This window comes from Alteromonas sp. MMG017 (assembly GCF_018100795.1).
Classification (GTDB): Bacteria; Pseudomonadota; Gammaproteobacteria; order Enterobacterales; family Alteromonadaceae; genus Alteromonas.
In genome coordinates this window covers 42,717-58,970 of sequence record NZ_JAGJDY010000006.1, presented here as the reverse complement: position 1 = coordinate 58,970, position 16,254 = coordinate 42,717, and the positions used below count along the sequence as shown (strand labels likewise).

Sequence of the window (16,254 nt, the reverse complement as noted above, 5' to 3'; positions counted from 1 at the left end):
AATAGCGAATAATACGCGAAAGAATAGTGTTCTAAAAAGATATATCGTTGATAAAGAGGATTTATCAATGCGCAGTTGAACCTGCAAGGTAGTAGTCATTACTTTCCCGAAAATGGCGGAGCGGACGGGACTCGAACCCGCGACCCCCGGCGTGACAGGCCGGTATTCTAACCAACTGAACTACCGCTCCGCATAATGGGAAAGTGTGCTATTTCGATAAGTGGCGGAGCGGACGGGACTCGAACCCGCGACCCCCGGCGTGACAGGCCGGTATTCTAACCAACTGAACTACCGCTCCACATCATCGAAGAGACACTTTGTTATAACTAAATGGCGGAGCGGACGGGACTCGAACCCGCGACCCCCGGCGTGACAGGCCGGTATTCTAACCAACTGAACTACCGCTCCGTGGCCTTTTAGTTATATCATTGAAAGTGGCGGAGCGGACGGGACTCGAACCCGCGACCCCCGGCGTGACAGGCCGGTATTCTAACCAACTGAACTACCGCTCCACAATTTCAATGTTATCAGTGAGTTAGTTGGGTTGTTAAAACCCCTTGCCCTCACTGCGGCGCAGATAATACGGTTTAGACCTTACAGAGTCAATGCTTTTTATTAATAAAATTGTCATCTGGGCACTGTTTGCACGATAAATAAACACAATGTTGAAATATAATTCAATCAGGCGGGAATTCGTACACCTAAAACTAGCATGCTATTCCCACAGGCCACGCTCACCTTAGGATAGCTTATTTACACTTTGGTATTAATAACGAGAAAAAGTACTCCCGATAGGGCGATATAGCGCTAAGTATATGCCCAACTTATTGCCCCTACTCTGCCGGTTTCGATTTCTTAAACTTTGCTAGCAACTTTTTAAAGCCCTTGGGTTCATTATCAAGAGATAAGTCAGATTCAGACACCACTTTCTTTTTGGCTTTCTTATTTTCATTTTTTGTGGCTGCTTTTGCAGATGCAGGACCACTGGCCTTTCTTCTTTTTAAGATAATAATAACGGCAGCAATAACACCTATTAAAATAATCGTGCCATTCACCGCGACGATAATCAGGGTTAGCGTGCCTGAATCCATTCCATCATCTTCACTTTGTGATTGTGAAGGGTTTTGTGCGTTTCCTTGATTAGGTGACGTTGAACCTTCTCCCATGGCAAGCATGTCTTCACTGCCATCAACAATAGGATCTTCGCCGTCAATGAGCGGGTCTATCACTTCTGGTTCAGGTGCTTCAGCCAAAAAGGTATATTCAGGCACATCCAGAATAAAGTCTCGGCCTTCCGATGTTGTGCCATAGGCAGTTAGTTTAACGCGATAAACCCCCTCTTCGTATGCCACAATAAGATGTTCTCGCACGCCATCGCCACCTTCGGTTAGCGAGAAGTTTTGAATATCTGCGTTTGGAAATCTAATTTTACCGTCTATGAGAAGTGACTCTATATTGACTAATTCGCGGTTCACATCAATGAGCAGCGTGTGATAACCATCTCCCGTGCCATCCGTAGCATCTAGTTCAACATCTACATAAACAGGGTTGTTGTGCAGAATAATAGGTGCACCAATTTGTTCTCGCGTGAACATTGGCGTTTCTACCCGATACACAGGCTGCCATTTACCCGCCGCCACTTTTAAATTGAATTGGCCAGTGAACACTCCATCCATAGGGCGTTCATCCATGCCCCGTCCGTTATCTTCAAACTTTGCAATTTCTGCATCGTTAGCACCGAAGTTGTCGTAATTGGGGTCATTGGCACTTTCAAACTCAATAGATAACTCCACGACATCACGAAACTGTTTGTTATCTATTTTTTCGCCACCGTTGGTTAGGTAAGCCGTAGATTTCAATATTTCGCCTGAAAAGAGAATGCTGGGAAGCGGTGTGGCGTGAAGCTTAATATCAGAAATGACCATAACCCGACTGGCAGGGTTAACCTGACCTACCGCCTGCCAAGGGCCAGGCATAGGATTTTCAATAGTGATCATATCGAAGGTGTCAGCATCGAACCACTTAACGAAGGCCTCGTCCACCCTTCCTTGAAATAGCTTTGAACCATCGGGGCGAACTAACACTACGGGGGCAGAGCCGTATTCGCGAAAGAAAATCATAGAGACCTCTTTCACGTTGTAGTCAATACGAAAACGATTTTGTAGTAATTTAATCGAGTTCTCGTATTCATCCCCCAAGTCAGTGATAGGAGAAGTCGCAGCGTCGGCTTGTGTATCCGATGTCGACGAAGCAGGCAGCGAAGTATCTTGTGAAAATACCGTTGAAGTACATCCCAATAGGCACAACGCCAACATTACTTTCATCACGCCTACTCTCACTGTTGACCGCTCCTTTGGAAATTTGTTTTAAATATAACTAGGTATGGCTAGCAGCTAAAGCTATAGACCATAACTTGCACCAGGCTTAGTTACGCATCGGTTTGCTCTTGCTCTGGGCGCCACAAACATTTCCCCCCTGCTTTTTCTACGATATCCAAACGGGATTCATGCTGTGCTAATTCATCGGCGCTAGCCTTGATAACCTTTAATTTATTTCCATTTCGGTTCAAACGACGAAGGGCATCTGATTGTGTTTCGCCGCTGCCTTTAGAGGCTAAATTAAGTTTAGTCTGCCCACCTGTCATTAGCAGGTAAACGTCAGCCAAAATCTCAGCATCGAGTAATGCGCCGTGAAGCTCACGGTGGCTGTTGTCTATGCCGTAGCGCTTACATAACGCATCTAGGTTGTTTTTTTGCCCTGGGTGCATTTTGCGTGCAACCGCCAAGGTATCAAGAACACTACAGATATCCTTAGTGATAACGCCACGGGTTTTCGGTTCCATTCCAAATTCGTGATCCATAAAGCCCACATCGAAGGGCGCATTGTGGATAACAAGCTGAGCGCCGCGTATGAAATTCACGAAATCTTCGGCCACATCTCTAAATGTAGGTTTGTCGGTTAAGAACTCATTGGTAATACCGTGAACATCAATGGCCTCTTGTTCTATTTGGCGCCCAGGATTAATGTAAACATGAAAGTGATTGCCAGTAAGTTTACGGTTAACCAGCTCAACACACCCAATTTCAATCACTCGGTGACCTTCTTTAGGGTCGATACCTGTAGTTTCTGTATCTAGTACAATCTGACGCATGATTCCTCTAATCTTACCTTTTGTTTTTTGATAGTATATCAACCCCTTCGCCACAGGCTAAGGGAAAAGCGAAATATGAAAGTAAATAATTTAAGGACACCCAGTGGCTCAAAAAACCATTCACATTTTTACTGATGGCTCATGCCTTGGAAACCCAGGCCCAGGCGGCTACGGCGCTGTACTCGTTTATAACAGTCACCGCAAAGAGCTTAGCGGCGGGTTTGCCCATACTACCAATAATCGTATGGAATTAATGGCGCCTATTGAAGCATTAAACAGCTTAACTGAGCCCTGCAATGTGGAATTGACGACAGATAGCCAGTATGTGAAAAACGGTATCAATCAATGGATCCATAACTGGCGTAAGAACGGCTGGCGTACTTCAGACAAAAAAGCGGTGAAAAATGCCGACCTTTGGAAACGTCTTGATGAAGCGGTTAGCAAGCATAAAATTAATTGGCATTGGGTGAAGGGCCACTCTGGCCACCCTGAAAATGAACGCTGCGATGATTTAGCCCGCGGCGCGGCAGAAGCCAAGCCAACAACGCCAGACAGTGGCTTTGTAGGCTAATGGCTTTGCGCTCAATAGCTTTAAAAAGTTAATGGCTTTGTGCTTTAAGAGAAAAGGCGATACCGCCTTTTCTCTTATAACGTCAAATTCTGTCTATTCTTTCGCTTCTATTTACCGCTCAGCAATTGCCGCTTAGCAATTACCACTCTACAACTATTTTGCCCTGCGTGTCGTTACTCTCTAAACGCGCGTGAGATTTCGCGACATCATCAATGGCGTATACCGTATCAATGTTTACACTAAGCTCGCCTGAGGTAAACGCAGGTAAACAGGTTGTCGAAAAGTCACTAACAAGCGTGCTTTTGTACTCATCTGTTCTGTTGCGCAGCGTAGTACCTTGTATTCTGGCTCGCTTGCCCAACATTAATGCCATATCGAGGTTGTCGGCATATCGACCCGCTAACATGGCAAGGTAAACCACAATACCGTCGCGCTTTATTATTTGAAGGTTCCGATTTAAATAATCGCCACCTACCATATCAAGCACCATGTTAACGCCTTGTGGCCAACTCGCTTTTATCTCTTCAGCAAAGTTTTTATCTTTATAGTTTATCAGTAGGTTAGCGCCGTTTTGTTTGCACTGAGCTAACTTTTCTTTGGAAGACGCGGTAACTGCACTTTCTACTCCCCAATAATGACAAAGCTGGGTGGCGGCTAGCCCCACACCACTGGCACCACCGTGAATGAGTACCCGCTCTGCTGGTTTAACATTGGAGATTAAGCGCAAGCATTGAAATGCAGTAAGAAACACCTCGGCAAGTCCGGCCGCCGTGCTATACGCCATATTCTCTGGAACCCGCATTAAATGATGCGGATTAACAGCAACTTGTTGTGCATAGCCGCCTCCAGCAACCAACCCAAAGACTTTGTCACCCACTTTCCATTCACTGACGGCAGCGCCTACCTCTATAACCTGCCCGGCGACTTCCAGCCCCAGAATCTCACTTTCACCAGGTGGTGGTGGATAGTGCCCTTGTCGTTGTAGTGTATCGGCTCGATTCACACCAAAGGCGTATACTTGCACTAGCACTTTATCGTCGGTAAGTACGGGGGCATCAACCTCTGCGATTGTGAGGCCTTCTGGTGCACAGCCTTTTTCGAAGTTTACAAATTGCATTAGTATCCTCTTTTATTAAACTTTCACAGCAGGTGCAGTGTGTTTGTGCACGTTAGTGATAGCATTTGACACGTTAACCTATGATTACGTGGCCGATACGTTTTAGTGCATAAATGCGTTGGCATTTTTAGCATCGTAAACCTAGCATACCGCTTATTACGCAAAATTGGTTTAACCCAATGTAACCTAAGGTTTATGAAACAAAACTCAAGATTACCAATAGATAGCTATAACGCTGCGTTTAATCTAACAGCTGCGCTTGCCCAACAAACTTACTTTCATAACTTGTAAAATACTTACCTTCAACGCGGTAAACTTGCTAATCATTCGCATAGCCACCGCTTTATCGCTATACTTCGCCCGCCGCTTACGTGTGGTTGCAAGGGCAGTTTATTTGGCTAAAGGCTTTTATTTGGCTAAAGGCTTTATTTGGCTAAGGGCTTTATTTGGCTAAGGGCTTTATTTGGCTAAAGGCTCTTTATGGCTAAAGGCTTCCCTATGCAATACCCACTTCCTAGCTAATTCAAGAAATAGAGTACGTTTCATGTCATCACAAGTTATATTGCATCCTAATAGAGATAAATCCCTTCGTCGTCGCCACCCTTGGGTGTTTGAAAGCGCCGTGGCAGAGCTAAAAGGTAGAGGGCGCAGTGGTGACACCGTTGATGTATTCGATTCAGAAGGTGACTGGTTAGGTCGGGGAGCCTACTCTCCCACTTCGCAAATTCGAGTGCGCATGTGGACCTTTAGCAAAGAAGAAAGTATTGATAACGCCTTCTTTTTACGCCGCATGGAAATAGCGCTCAAATTACGCACCCGTTTATTTGACCCAGAAGTTACCAATGCTTTTCGTTGGATAGCGTCTGAAAGTGATGGCCTTCCTGGCGTTACCATAGATTTGTATGACAACGTAGCCGTGCTGCAATTGCTAAGCGCTGGCGCTGAAAAACACCGTGATAAAATTGTGTGGGCAATAAACAAGTTGAAGCCCGGCACTCATGTTTATGAGCGAAGCGACGTTGATGTGCGCAAAAAAGAAGGCTTGGAGCCAGTGACCGGCGTGGTGAGCGGCGAGCCCCCCATGCAAGTTACAGTAAAAGAAAATGGGCTTTCTATTGTTGTTGATATTGAGAACGGCCACAAAACGGGCTTTTATCTTGATCAACGAGATAGCCGAGCTGCCGCTGCACATTATGCCAAAGACGCTGACGTGCTTAATTGCTTCAGCTATACCGGTACCTTTTCTTGTTATGCATTACAAGGCGGTGCTAAATCAGTTACTAATGTGGATGTGTCTCAGCCAGCCCTTGACCTTGCTAAGCAGCATGTGGCGTTAAATGGTTTAGATGAAAGCAAAAGTCATTACGTTAAAAAAGATGTATTCAAGCAGTTGCGTGAATACCACGAACGTGGCGACCAGTTTGATATGGTTATCCTCGATCCACCCAAGTTCATCGATAACAAAGCATCACTTACTCGTGCCGCACGAGGTTATAAAGATATTAACCTGTACGGTATTCATGCGGTGAGAAATGGTGGATTACTGCTTACTTTTAGCTGCTCTGGCCTAATGCCAGCCGACCTTTTCCAAAAAATAGTGGCTGATGCCGCATTGGATGCAGGAAGAACCATTAAGATTATTGCTCGACTGAATCAAGCCACCGATCACCCGGTGATTGGCAGCTACCCTGAAGGGTATTACTTAAAGGGTTTAGTTTGCGAAGTGACTGACCTGTAATATCATGCGTAGTTTTACAATTAATTTAGTAACAGTAACAAATAAAGAAACAGGTAAACAAACAAGCAAATTAATACAGGCTTTTTGTTTAATTCATTTTGCATAAAAAAACGCGGCGCTAAGGTTTTATTAAGTGTAATTAAACTTAACTCACCGTTAGCGCCACGTTTTTCAAAAATTCAAATAAGAGGCAAACTTAGCAAACGCTTACGATGCCAATGTCATCTCATTTGAAGCAAAAGTCTGCTCAGAACGTCTACTTAATTGCTGCTCGCTAGCTTGGTCTTTAGACTGGCTCTCAAATTTCTTCCAGACTCGCTCGTGGAAATAAAAAACTACAGTGTTCACCGCTGGCTCGACTAAGGCTACAGCCCCACCCACTACTACACTGCCGGTTAATAAATATGCCACTGTAAAAGCGACGGTGAAGTGCATACACGCAAAAGTGATTGTCTTTTTCATAATGAGTTACCTAATAAGTTTGTCTCGAATCGTTAATGAGAATTATTATCGATTAGAAACATTAAAGACAATTGATTTTTACGAAGCATGCCATCGACTTATTCGATTTCCCTATTATGAAAGAGTTAATATGGAAAAGTAGATTTAAAAAATTGCTTTGTAGGTTTCAAAAATAGTGGCACATGTCGCTGCGGGTATTTTAGTGATAGACGTAAGCGAGAAACATTAATGAGAGAAATCAGCGAGTGAAGTCACTGAAATATTAAAGCGCATGAAGCATATTGCAGAAGGAGTCGGAAAAATGACGGCTAGAAGCCTATCTATGAGTGGCTGTAATTAGTTAGAAGTAGCAGCGTGAAGCAAAGCTAGCCTGACTCACGAGAAAGTTCGTGAGTCACAAATAATAAATAAGCTTAGGCTTGCGAAAGCCCTTATGCAGCTTATTTCATTTCTGAGATTTCAACCCCAATCAAACAGCTAGATTCTGTGTCTGGCTCACAGCGAACCACAGTAGCAATAGCTGCTAATGAAGGCACTTGAGAGCTTGGGGAATCTATGGCAACGCTAACTTGCGTACCAATTTCTAATGAGGGTTCATCAACTTCTAAAGACATGCCCGTTGCGCTTATGTCTTTACACATCGCTTGCATAGTGCGGCTCGATTCATCATCAGTAACCTGTAACTGACAAGGCGAATTAACCATCATCCTGAAAAAGTTTCGCTTATCGTCGTATCCCAACATTTCTACATCTCCGCTACGTATTCAAACCACATGTTGCTCTACCTGTTATAGGGCGAGGTAGGCCGCTTGTCAATCAGACTGACCAAGAATTGTCCGATTATATTTAGAAAATTATTTCCTGTTGTTTGGGAAAATAACCAAGGTGCTTAGTTTTCCACTTAGAAATCAGCTAAAAACAGTGAGATACGCTTAGCTGATATGGGGTAAGCCGTCCCTAATGCTTGCGCAAATAAAGACACCCTTAATTCTTCAATCATCCAACGTGTATTCAATAACGCTTGTGGTACTTTGCCTTTCGGGTATTTACCACAGGCTTTCTCCCACTCACTTAATGCTTTTTCTACCGTGAGTTGATGCATTCTGTCTTTGTTCGGATCAATTGGTAGTTTCTCTAAACGACGAGATAAGCCTTTAATATAACGGTTCCAATCGTTAAGACGTGCTTCACCAATATCAGATACAAACCCCGGGAACACTAAGCTTGAAAGATGTCCTTTGCAATCGCCCAATGCGTTTATCATGTTAAGGGGCACATTCCCTTTCATTTGTTTTTGGCATTGATGAGCAAGGGTCAAGCCCTGCTCTACCTGCTTGGCTATTTCGAGTACTTTGTCGTTAATTTCTGCGCGCACTATCTCTACGCAGGCATCAAAATCAGCTTTGCTACGAATATCTGTACTGTGTTTTTCACAGTATTCCCCCACCAGCGCGTCTATACCGGCAAAAATACAATCATCAATAAGCGCTTTAATTTGCCCAAATGGATTGAAGTAAAGTCCTAACTTCGCTTTATTGGGCAGCTTACTTTGCAAGTAATTAAGTGGCGACGGCATGGCGTTTTTAATCAACACGTTCACGCCTTTTCGGTGCATAGATTGCGCTTTTTCAGGCTCGTCGATAAGGGCAATATCTACCTTGTCGCCCTTCTCTACCAATGCAGGGAAAGCTTGCACTTCAAAGCCTCCCATCTTTTGGGCAAAAGTGGTTGGTAAGGTGTCGAAGTCCCAGCTTTCGATACCACTTCGCTCAAGTTCTGGCGTGGCTGCTTTTTCAAAAGTTTCCTTCACTTGCCCAGCACATTGCTGTTTTAGGGCGTGTAAATCGTCAGAACGGGCGATGGTATCGCCTTTATCGTTCACTACCGTAAAGTGCATGATTAGGTGCCTATCAAGCTGCGACAAGTTCCACTCGTCTTCCTCTACGGTAATACCTGTCATTTTACGAAGCTTGGCGGTAACGGCCTCTACCAGGCTTACTGGACGGCCGTTTTTATCCGTTTCGCTGATATCGGCAATACAGGCATCAGCAAAGTTAGGCGCAGGTACAAAGTTACGGCGCAAACGCTTTGGCAAGGTTCTGATCATCGATACTATGCGCTCATGCCTTAGCCCTGCCACTTGCCAATCAAAGCCAATGTTTTCTACTTGGTTAAGTACCGGCAAAGGAATAATAACGCTAACCCCATCGTCATCCGCATTCGGCTCGAAATGATAACGAAGCCCCATGGTGATGTTGCCCTGTCGCCACGCATCAGGAAACGCGTTCTCTATGGCTTGGCCAGGCTGTTGGCGATACACGTCATCTTCGGTAAAAGTAAGTACGTCGCTTATCTTGTTAACACTCGACTTTTTGGCACCCGACTTTTCACCGCCAGCTTGCTTGGCTGAAGCCTCTTGGTTTTTATACCATTTCTTAAATGCGGCTTCGTTGTTGGCTTCTACCGGAATGCGCGAGGCATAAAAACGTACCAGTTCGTCATCATCAACCAAAAGATCTCGGCGTCGGGTCTTTTGTTCAAACTCATCGGCTTGTTCAAGCAAGGCTTGGTTTTCTTTTAAGAAACCAAAGTTAAGCCGCGTGTTACCTTCAACTAAGCCTTCGCGAATAAAGAGTTCGTGGCATACCGGTGGGTCAATTAAGCTATACACTTTGGCTCGTTTCATCACTATGGGTAAGCCAAACAAGGTCACTTTTTCAAACGCGATAACGGCGCCGCGTTTTTTCGACCAGTGAGGCTCTGAATAACTGTGCTGACTAACATGCCCAGCCAACGACTCTATCCAAGCGGGGTCAATTTTCGCTACCATGCGGGCGAATAGCTTAGAGGTTTCCACTAATTCAGCCGCCATTACCCATTTAGGCTGCGACTTAGAAAGCCCAGAGCCTGGGAAGATCATAAAGCGGGTATTACGCGAGCCTAAGTATTCTCTGTCTTTATCTTTAAAACCAATATGCGATAGCAATCCACTGGCAATTGCTTCGTGGATTGCTTGATAATCTGGCTCGTTTTTCACAATACCAAAGCCCAATTCGGCCACCGACTTTTTAAGTTGGCTAACAATGTCTTGCCATTCGCGCATACGCAGGTAGTTGATAAATTGGCTCTTACACCATTTACGAAGATGATTTTGGCTTAATTCATTTTGCTGCGCTTTAAAGGCGTCCCACAGGTTATACAAACTAATAAAATCTGAATCTTTATCGGTATATTCGCTGTGCTTTTCATCCGCCTGTTGGCGTTTATCTTGTGGCCGCTCGCGAGGGTCTTGAATAGATAACCCTGCAGCAATAACCATGACTTCCATCAACGCGTTGGTGCGCTGTGCTTCCACCACCATGCGGGCGTAACGAGGATCGATAGGTAAACGAGCAATCTGCCTGCCCATTTTAGTAAGCTGCATACGGCCTTTCTGTTTCACGATGGCCTGAATTTCTTCTAGCAACCTAAACCCGTCATTGATGTTGCGGTTATCTGGCGGCTGAACAAAAGGAAAATCGGCTATATCCCCTAACCCCAACGCAAGCATTTGCAAAATAACCGAGGCCAAATTAGTACGCAGTATTTCTGGGTCGGTAAATTCTGGGCGGCCAAGGTAATCATCTTCACTGTACAAACGAATACAGATACCGTCTGACACACGGCCGCATCGCCCAGCTCGCTGATTTGCAGAGGCTTGCGATATAGCCTCTATAGGCAACCGCTGTACTTTACTACGGGCGCTATAGCGAGAAATACGGGCCACACCAGGGTCGATAACATACTTAATGCCCGGCACAGTTAACGAAGTTTCTGCCACGTTGGTAGACAGCACAATGCGCCTACCGGTGTGAGACTGGAAAATACGATTTTGTTCAGCGGCGGAAAGCCGCGCATACAAAGGCACAATTTCCGTGTTTCGGTATTGCCTGCGCATTAAGGCATCTTGGGTGTCGCGAATTTCCCGCTCACCACTTAAGAACACCAAAATATCGCCCGGTTTCTCGGTTAATAGCTCATCAACCGCACCTACAATAGCATCGGTTTGGTCGGTATCATTCTCATTGTCTTCAGGGCTATGGTAGCGAATTTCTACCGGATACGTACGTCCACTCACTTCAATAATAGGCGCGTTATTAAAGTGCTTCGAGAAACGTTCAGGGTCGATAGTGGCCGAGGTGATAATCAGTTTAAGTTCAGGGCGCTTGTCTAATAACTGCCTTAAATAACCCAGTAAGAAGTCGATGTTTAAGCTGCGTTCGTGGGCTTCATCAATAATAATGGTGTCGTATTGATTTAAAAACCGGTCGTTTTGCATTTCTGCCAGCAACATACCGTCTGTCATTAGTTTTACGTAGCTTCGCTCGCTGACCTGATCACTAAAACGAATTTTAAAACCAACCTTTTCACCTAAGGGGGTATTGAGCTCTTCAGCAATACGGGTAGCCACACTGCGTGCAGCCAATCGGCGTGGCTGAGTATGGGCAATCATGCCGCTGACTCCACGGCCAAGCTCTAAGCATATTTTCGGTAACTGGGTAGTCTTACCCGAGCCAGTCTCACCCGCGACAATCACCACCTGATTTGCGGCAATAGCAGCTTTTATGTCGTCTTTTTTATCGCTCACCGGCAGCGGCGGATAGGTAACTTCTGGTAAATTCTTCAGCCTAAACGCACGCTTATCTTTTGATGCTTGAATATCGTTAGCAAGTTTCTCGTATCGAGTGACTAATTTGCTTTGCGGGCTATCGCCAGAAGCATCGCTGTGGTTAGTATTCTTTACTTTTTCACCGCTATTAAGCTGCTTCGCGAACTGCTGAATACGCCGTTTTAAAGGGAATTTATCCGCCGACAGACAATCATCGAGTTGTGTATAAAGCGGTTTAATATGAAAAGCGACAGGCGACGAAGGCGCGTTAGGTGAAGACAATTTACCATCCTACATTTTGATACGATCTGTACTATCTGTACTTACGGTGCTTAATAGCGAAACGAACTGTTGGCCATTACTGTTAAAACAGCCTGCGTTTTTATATACGGCTAAACAGCGGAGGTCGATCCTAGAAGAAGTTACGTTAAATTTCCACCGCTAATCACCGTAGCATATAGCATAGTGATACGAACTGGATATTTACTCTATTAAAATAACAACGAAGCGATGTTTACTTGCGTTAATTACCGATGTAACCATCGCTATTGCTGCAGGTATTAACAAGTGGTTTGAGTTACCAATCGTTAATACCCCTAGGCAAAGACAGGTGATATACATACTTAGTTTGTGCTGAACACAACAACGCTGAATAAGCGCTATTTCACGGCGGCCGATGCGCCTGTTAATTCATCGTCATTTTTCTGTTCAAACGTAGGGAAGTTAAACCATATTGCCAGTAAGCCAAAAACGAATATAAGCATGGGGTACCAGCAATAAGGTGTAATGGCTAGTGGCGAAATACCTACTACGGCAGCAGCGCTTAATAACTGCGCACCATAAGGCACTAGCCCTTGAAAGCTACAAGAAAAAATATCGAGTAGTGATGCAGTACGACGAGGATCTACCCCGTACTTTTCATTTAAATCGCTCGCAATGGGCCCTGCGGTAACGATGGCAATAGTGTTGTTAGCGGTAGTAATATCTAAAAAGCTGACCAAGCCAGCAATACTAAACTCTGCGCCTTTTTTGCTGGTAACACGTTTGGTTAAACGGTTAATCAGCCAAGTAATTCCGCCGTTCGCGTGCATCAAGGCCACAATACCGCCAATGGTAATAGCAATCATGGCTAAGTCTTGCATCCATCCCATGCCTTTTTGAATGCTATGCATCATGGTAAGCACAGTGAAACTACCTTGAAGCAATCCAACCACACAGGCACTGGCAATACCCACTGCCAACACAGTAATAACGTTAAAACCGGTTAACGCAAAGCCAATAATGAATAAGTACGGCAATATGCGCCATACATCGTAATCTTTGGTTTCGATAAGCTCAGAGGTATCTACATCGACAAAGACTAACAGCAGTACCATGGTGGCTAGGCAAGCTGGTAACGCTACCATCAAGTTTGCACGAAATTTATCTTTAAGCTGTACACCTTGGGTTCGGGTGGCCGCAATTGTGGTGTCTGAAACAAACGACAAGTTATCACCAAACATAGCGCCGCCTACTACTACGCCAAGGGCTAGCTCAACCGGCAAGCCTAAGCTATTTGCCAGCCCTGCCCCTATGGGTGAAAGCGCAGTAATGGTTCCCATTGAAGTCCCCATGGCAAACGAGATAAAGCAGCAAATCAAAAATAGTCCGGGCAATATCATGGCCGTGGGAACAAATTGTAGTGCCATATTTACCGTCGCATCCCGTGCACCAATATCGATAGTGACCGCGTAAAAAGCGCCAGCAAGAAGGAATATCAGTACCAGTAGAATGATATTTTTATCGCCGCCGCCTTTGCAAAACGTTTGTACTTTTTCTGAGAAGCTTACCTTTTCGCCTTTAGGGTTTAGGCATAGGCCGTAACCAGCACTAATAAAGAACGCTACCAATATAGGCATAGCGGTAATATCGTTAGTAATAAGGCCTGTAGCTACCACCAGAACAACAAATAATAAGATGGGAGTTAGACCCATTGGGTTTGGCTTAGGTTGGCTACTTGAATTTAATTGCTGCACAGAAAACTCGACTTCTTTAATCTGAATGGGCACGGCGAATAGCCGACGATTATTGTATCTATAAGGCGTTTTACGTATGACTGACTATAAATGAACGAGTCTACACTAGCGCTTACATTTATAGGTAATTAGACAAATACGCAAAAACGAATGAAAGGATAAAAGGTTTTGCACCCAATGCAAAGTAAATTAACGGGCACGCAGCTCACTTGGGGTTAAGCCGGTTAACCGTTTTATTGCACGGCGAAAGTTAGGCAGGTCGGAAAATGCCATTTGAGAGGCGCTTTGTTCGTTGTTTAGTTTTTTAAGCGCCAGTAATACGATGGCTTGTTGCCGCCGGGCTTCTTCGCTTAACCCTCGGTATGTGTAATTGTGATCGCTCAGCTTTCGTTTTAGCGTTGCGGTACTGCACCCTAAGCTTTCCGCTAAATCTGCCAACCCTTTTTGCGGCTCACTCAAGGTCTGACTTCTTACATAGTCGAGCAAACTCAAGTTTGATATTACTTGGGATTGCTGATAGTCCATACCTCTCTTTGTCTCGCCTAGCACTTCGCCAAAAGCATCGCCTGTTTTATCATCGGCAAAAGGGAAAGGAATAGTCATACAAGATTTGGGTAGGGTTATAGACATCAGCGGCGCATTGAAAGCAACCCGAAGCCCTAGGTAAGTTTCGAAATCTTGAACATTGCGTGGTCTATCAGAATCGATTGTAAAGCTTAAAGGTAAACGGGTGCCTGTCCACTGCTTCAGTAGGGCTACCAGCATGGACAAATACAACTGGGCAATAAACGGCCAAAGCTTGTGGCTACCTCTTTTTTCACACCCCATGCTGTCTTGTAAAACCCAAATGTTTTTGTCTTGTAGCGCAAAGCGCTTAAACGATACCAAGGGAATACTCCCCCAACGTATTGCCGTAAGTGCTTCAATCGCCTGCTCAAGGTTTTGGCTACTTTTAATATTGGCTATGTCTTTACGTAGCCATACCCCACCTAAACTTTTACCTATCAAAAAGCTAACATCGTTACCTTGGCATTGACTTCTTACGTTAGAAAGTAAGGCAATACATTGCCTGGCGCTAATGCAGGTATTCATCGTGAGGCTATCCTCAAAAATGCCCGTGCCACGAAGTATTTTGTCTTTGCTTGCACCACGGGGAATGGCCACGTCGAGCACCGCATGGACAAGGTGATACGCGGGTATTACCTTGTCCAACTTAGTCACTGGTGCAGGGGAAAGGACTTGCCCTTGTATTAGCCCTTGTGTTGGACCTTGTGTCGCCATTGAGCAAGCTATCACTATGCCGCGTTCCTGCTACCAGGTTTAGTTCCGGGCTTAGTTCCGGGCTTAGTACCGAGAACACTGCCCTTGTTGCTCCCGTCATCGCCTTCGCCCCTATCAACATCTTCAAGCTGAAGTAGCAAATTCTGCAATGTAGCGGTGAGCGAATCTTCCTGACTAAGCGGCGCAACCACTGCTCGCGCGCTGGTATAAATGGCGGCCGTATCTTCCTTATAGCGAAATGCCACATGGCCAATACTTGCTCTAACTTCCTTTACAATGTCTTGTGCTTCGACTTCATTCACATTGGGCAGTAACAACGCGAATCTATCGCCGGCATATCGACAAGCTAAATCTTGTTGTCTTAGGTTCATTACCACCAGCTGCGCAACTTCGTGCAAGTAGCGGTCGCCTTCGGCCTGCCCATAGCGGTGATTAAAATAAGAAAATTCATTAATGTCGATGATGGCCACATAACCGTTATGTCCAGACGCTTGCAAGGCGGTAACCCGTGATTGCCAGTAATCGCCTCGATACAACTGAGTGATAGGATCGATTTCTTGGTGGTCTCGGTAGTCCCACTCTCGGCGGCGAAGCTGCAAGTTGATTGCACGCTGCTCTAAATGCCATAGATAAAGCGCCGCTGTCATAATGATCATGCCAATAGCGGCGGGGATCGACTCAATCATGCTAAGCCACACGGCAGAGTCGGGGTAACGCAAAAACTCATCAAGTAAGTCGAGTGTCATTGAAAATAAGAAAAACACTAAGCCCATAATTAACAAGCTGGTGACCTTACCCGGCGGCCGACTGGCCAACACCGCAACAATCCACCCTAGGGTCAGCAGCACTACACTACCCTCACCCACAATATCTAGCCCAGATATAATGGGGAGCGGCTTGGGGTTGCCAAAGCTCAGGCTCAATGAGCTTGCCAATGCACAAGTAGCAAAAGTAAAGAACAGCCAGCCTTTGTGGTGACTGAACTGCGTGGCATTTCGTAACGTAAACATGATGTAGCACTCTTATGGGTAGCAAACTGTGCTTTTCCTGCAATTACGAATAAAAGTAATTAGGGGCAAGCAGTAGAACAAGACTCAGGAAATATCCCATTTTTAACCTTATTGTCGAGGGTCAGTTTGGCTCACCAATGTGACAAATTGGTGGCAGTGCAGCTTTGAATTTAAAAATAACAATAAAATAATTAAATTTATTAATAAGTTACTAGCGGGTCAATTTAGCTCACCTTTCTTTTAATCTGTTCATATTCGCCC

At 45.1% G+C, this 16,254-nt stretch carries 11 protein-coding genes and 4 tRNA genes; 2 read left to right on the top strand and 13 right to left on the bottom strand.

Annotated elements, in window-relative coordinates; all coding sequences use genetic code 11:
• Positions 1 to 113 precede the first annotated feature (113 nt).
• The 6 genes from J8L84_RS10720 to dnaQ form a co-directional block, all read right to left on the bottom strand.
• Positions 114 to 190: transfer RNA gene (locus J8L84_RS10720), tRNA-Asp, on the bottom strand.
• Between the two features lie 31 nt (positions 191 to 221).
• Positions 222 to 298, bottom strand: a tRNA-Asp gene (locus J8L84_RS10715).
• Between the two features lie 33 nt (positions 299 to 331).
• Positions 332 to 408 (bottom strand) — tRNA-Asp (locus tag J8L84_RS10710).
• 27 nt (positions 409 to 435) lie between these two features.
• Positions 436 to 512: transfer RNA gene (locus J8L84_RS10705), tRNA-Asp, on the bottom strand.
• Between the two features lie 321 nt (positions 513 to 833).
• On the bottom strand, positions 834 to 2,339 hold the full coding sequence (locus J8L84_RS10700; RefSeq protein WP_211070698.1) for a TIGR03503 family protein: 1,506 nt from the start codon (positions 2,337 to 2,339) through the stop codon (positions 834 to 836).
• Between the two features lie 89 nt (positions 2,340 to 2,428).
• On the bottom strand, positions 2,429 to 3,151 hold the full coding sequence (gene dnaQ / locus J8L84_RS10695) for a DNA polymerase III subunit epsilon (protein ID WP_211070697.1): 723 nt from the start codon (positions 3,149 to 3,151) through the stop codon (positions 2,429 to 2,431).
• Positions 3,152 to 3,254: 103 nt separating this feature from the next.
• Here dnaQ and rnhA point away from each other — a divergent pair, with 103 nt between their 5' ends.
• Positions 3,255 to 3,722 carry a ribonuclease HI gene (gene rnhA, locus J8L84_RS10690; protein ID WP_211070696.1) on the top strand — a complete coding sequence of 156 codons (468 nt, stop codon included), beginning with the start codon at positions 3,255 to 3,257 and terminating at the stop codon, positions 3,720 to 3,722.
• Positions 3,723 to 3,861: 139 nt separating this feature from the next.
• Here the strand turns inward: rnhA and J8L84_RS10685 are convergent, their stop codons facing one another.
• Positions 3,862 to 4,839 (bottom strand): NAD(P)H-quinone oxidoreductase, encoded by a 978-nt coding sequence (locus tag J8L84_RS10685; RefSeq protein WP_211070695.1) that lies wholly within the window; start codon positions 4,837 to 4,839, stop codon positions 3,862 to 3,864.
• A gap of 544 nt (positions 4,840 to 5,383) precedes the next feature.
• Between J8L84_RS10685 and J8L84_RS10680 the strand changes: the two genes are divergently transcribed.
• Positions 5,384 to 6,577, top strand: coding sequence for a class I SAM-dependent methyltransferase (locus tag J8L84_RS10680; protein ID WP_211070694.1), 1,194 nt, complete (start codon positions 5,384 to 5,386; stop codon positions 6,575 to 6,577).
• A gap of 207 nt (positions 6,578 to 6,784) precedes the next feature.
• Here the strand turns inward: J8L84_RS10680 and J8L84_RS10675 are convergent, their stop codons facing one another.
• The 6 genes from J8L84_RS10675 to J8L84_RS10650 form a co-directional block, all read right to left on the bottom strand.
• Positions 6,785 to 7,039, bottom strand: a complete 255-nt coding sequence (locus tag J8L84_RS10675; protein WP_211070693.1) for a DUF2061 domain-containing protein — start codon at positions 7,037 to 7,039, stop codon at positions 6,785 to 6,787.
• Positions 7,040 to 7,479: 440 nt separating this feature from the next.
• A complete protein-coding gene (locus tag J8L84_RS10670) occupies positions 7,480 to 7,782 on the bottom strand; it encodes a PilZ domain-containing protein (protein ID WP_057792437.1) in 303 nt (100 codons plus the stop codon).
• Between the two features lie 158 nt (positions 7,783 to 7,940).
• Positions 7,941 to 11,969, bottom strand: coding sequence for an ATP-dependent RNA helicase HrpA (gene hrpA, locus J8L84_RS10665; protein ID WP_211070692.1), 4,029 nt, complete (start codon positions 11,967 to 11,969; stop codon positions 7,941 to 7,943).
• 377 nt (positions 11,970 to 12,346) lie between these two features.
• Positions 12,347 to 13,660, bottom strand: a complete 1,314-nt coding sequence (locus J8L84_RS10660) for a Na+/H+ antiporter NhaC family protein (protein WP_211070884.1) — start codon at positions 13,658 to 13,660, stop codon at positions 12,347 to 12,349.
• A gap of 231 nt (positions 13,661 to 13,891) precedes the next feature.
• A complete protein-coding gene (locus J8L84_RS10655; protein WP_211070691.1) occupies positions 13,892 to 14,983 on the bottom strand; it encodes a helix-turn-helix domain-containing protein in 1,092 nt (363 codons plus the stop codon).
• A 14-nt stretch (positions 14,984 to 14,997) separates the two neighbouring features.
• Positions 14,998 to 15,993, bottom strand: a complete 996-nt coding sequence (locus J8L84_RS10650) for a sensor domain-containing diguanylate cyclase (RefSeq protein WP_247670712.1) — start codon at positions 15,991 to 15,993, stop codon at positions 14,998 to 15,000.
• Between the last annotated feature and the right edge of the window lie 261 nt (positions 15,994 to 16,254).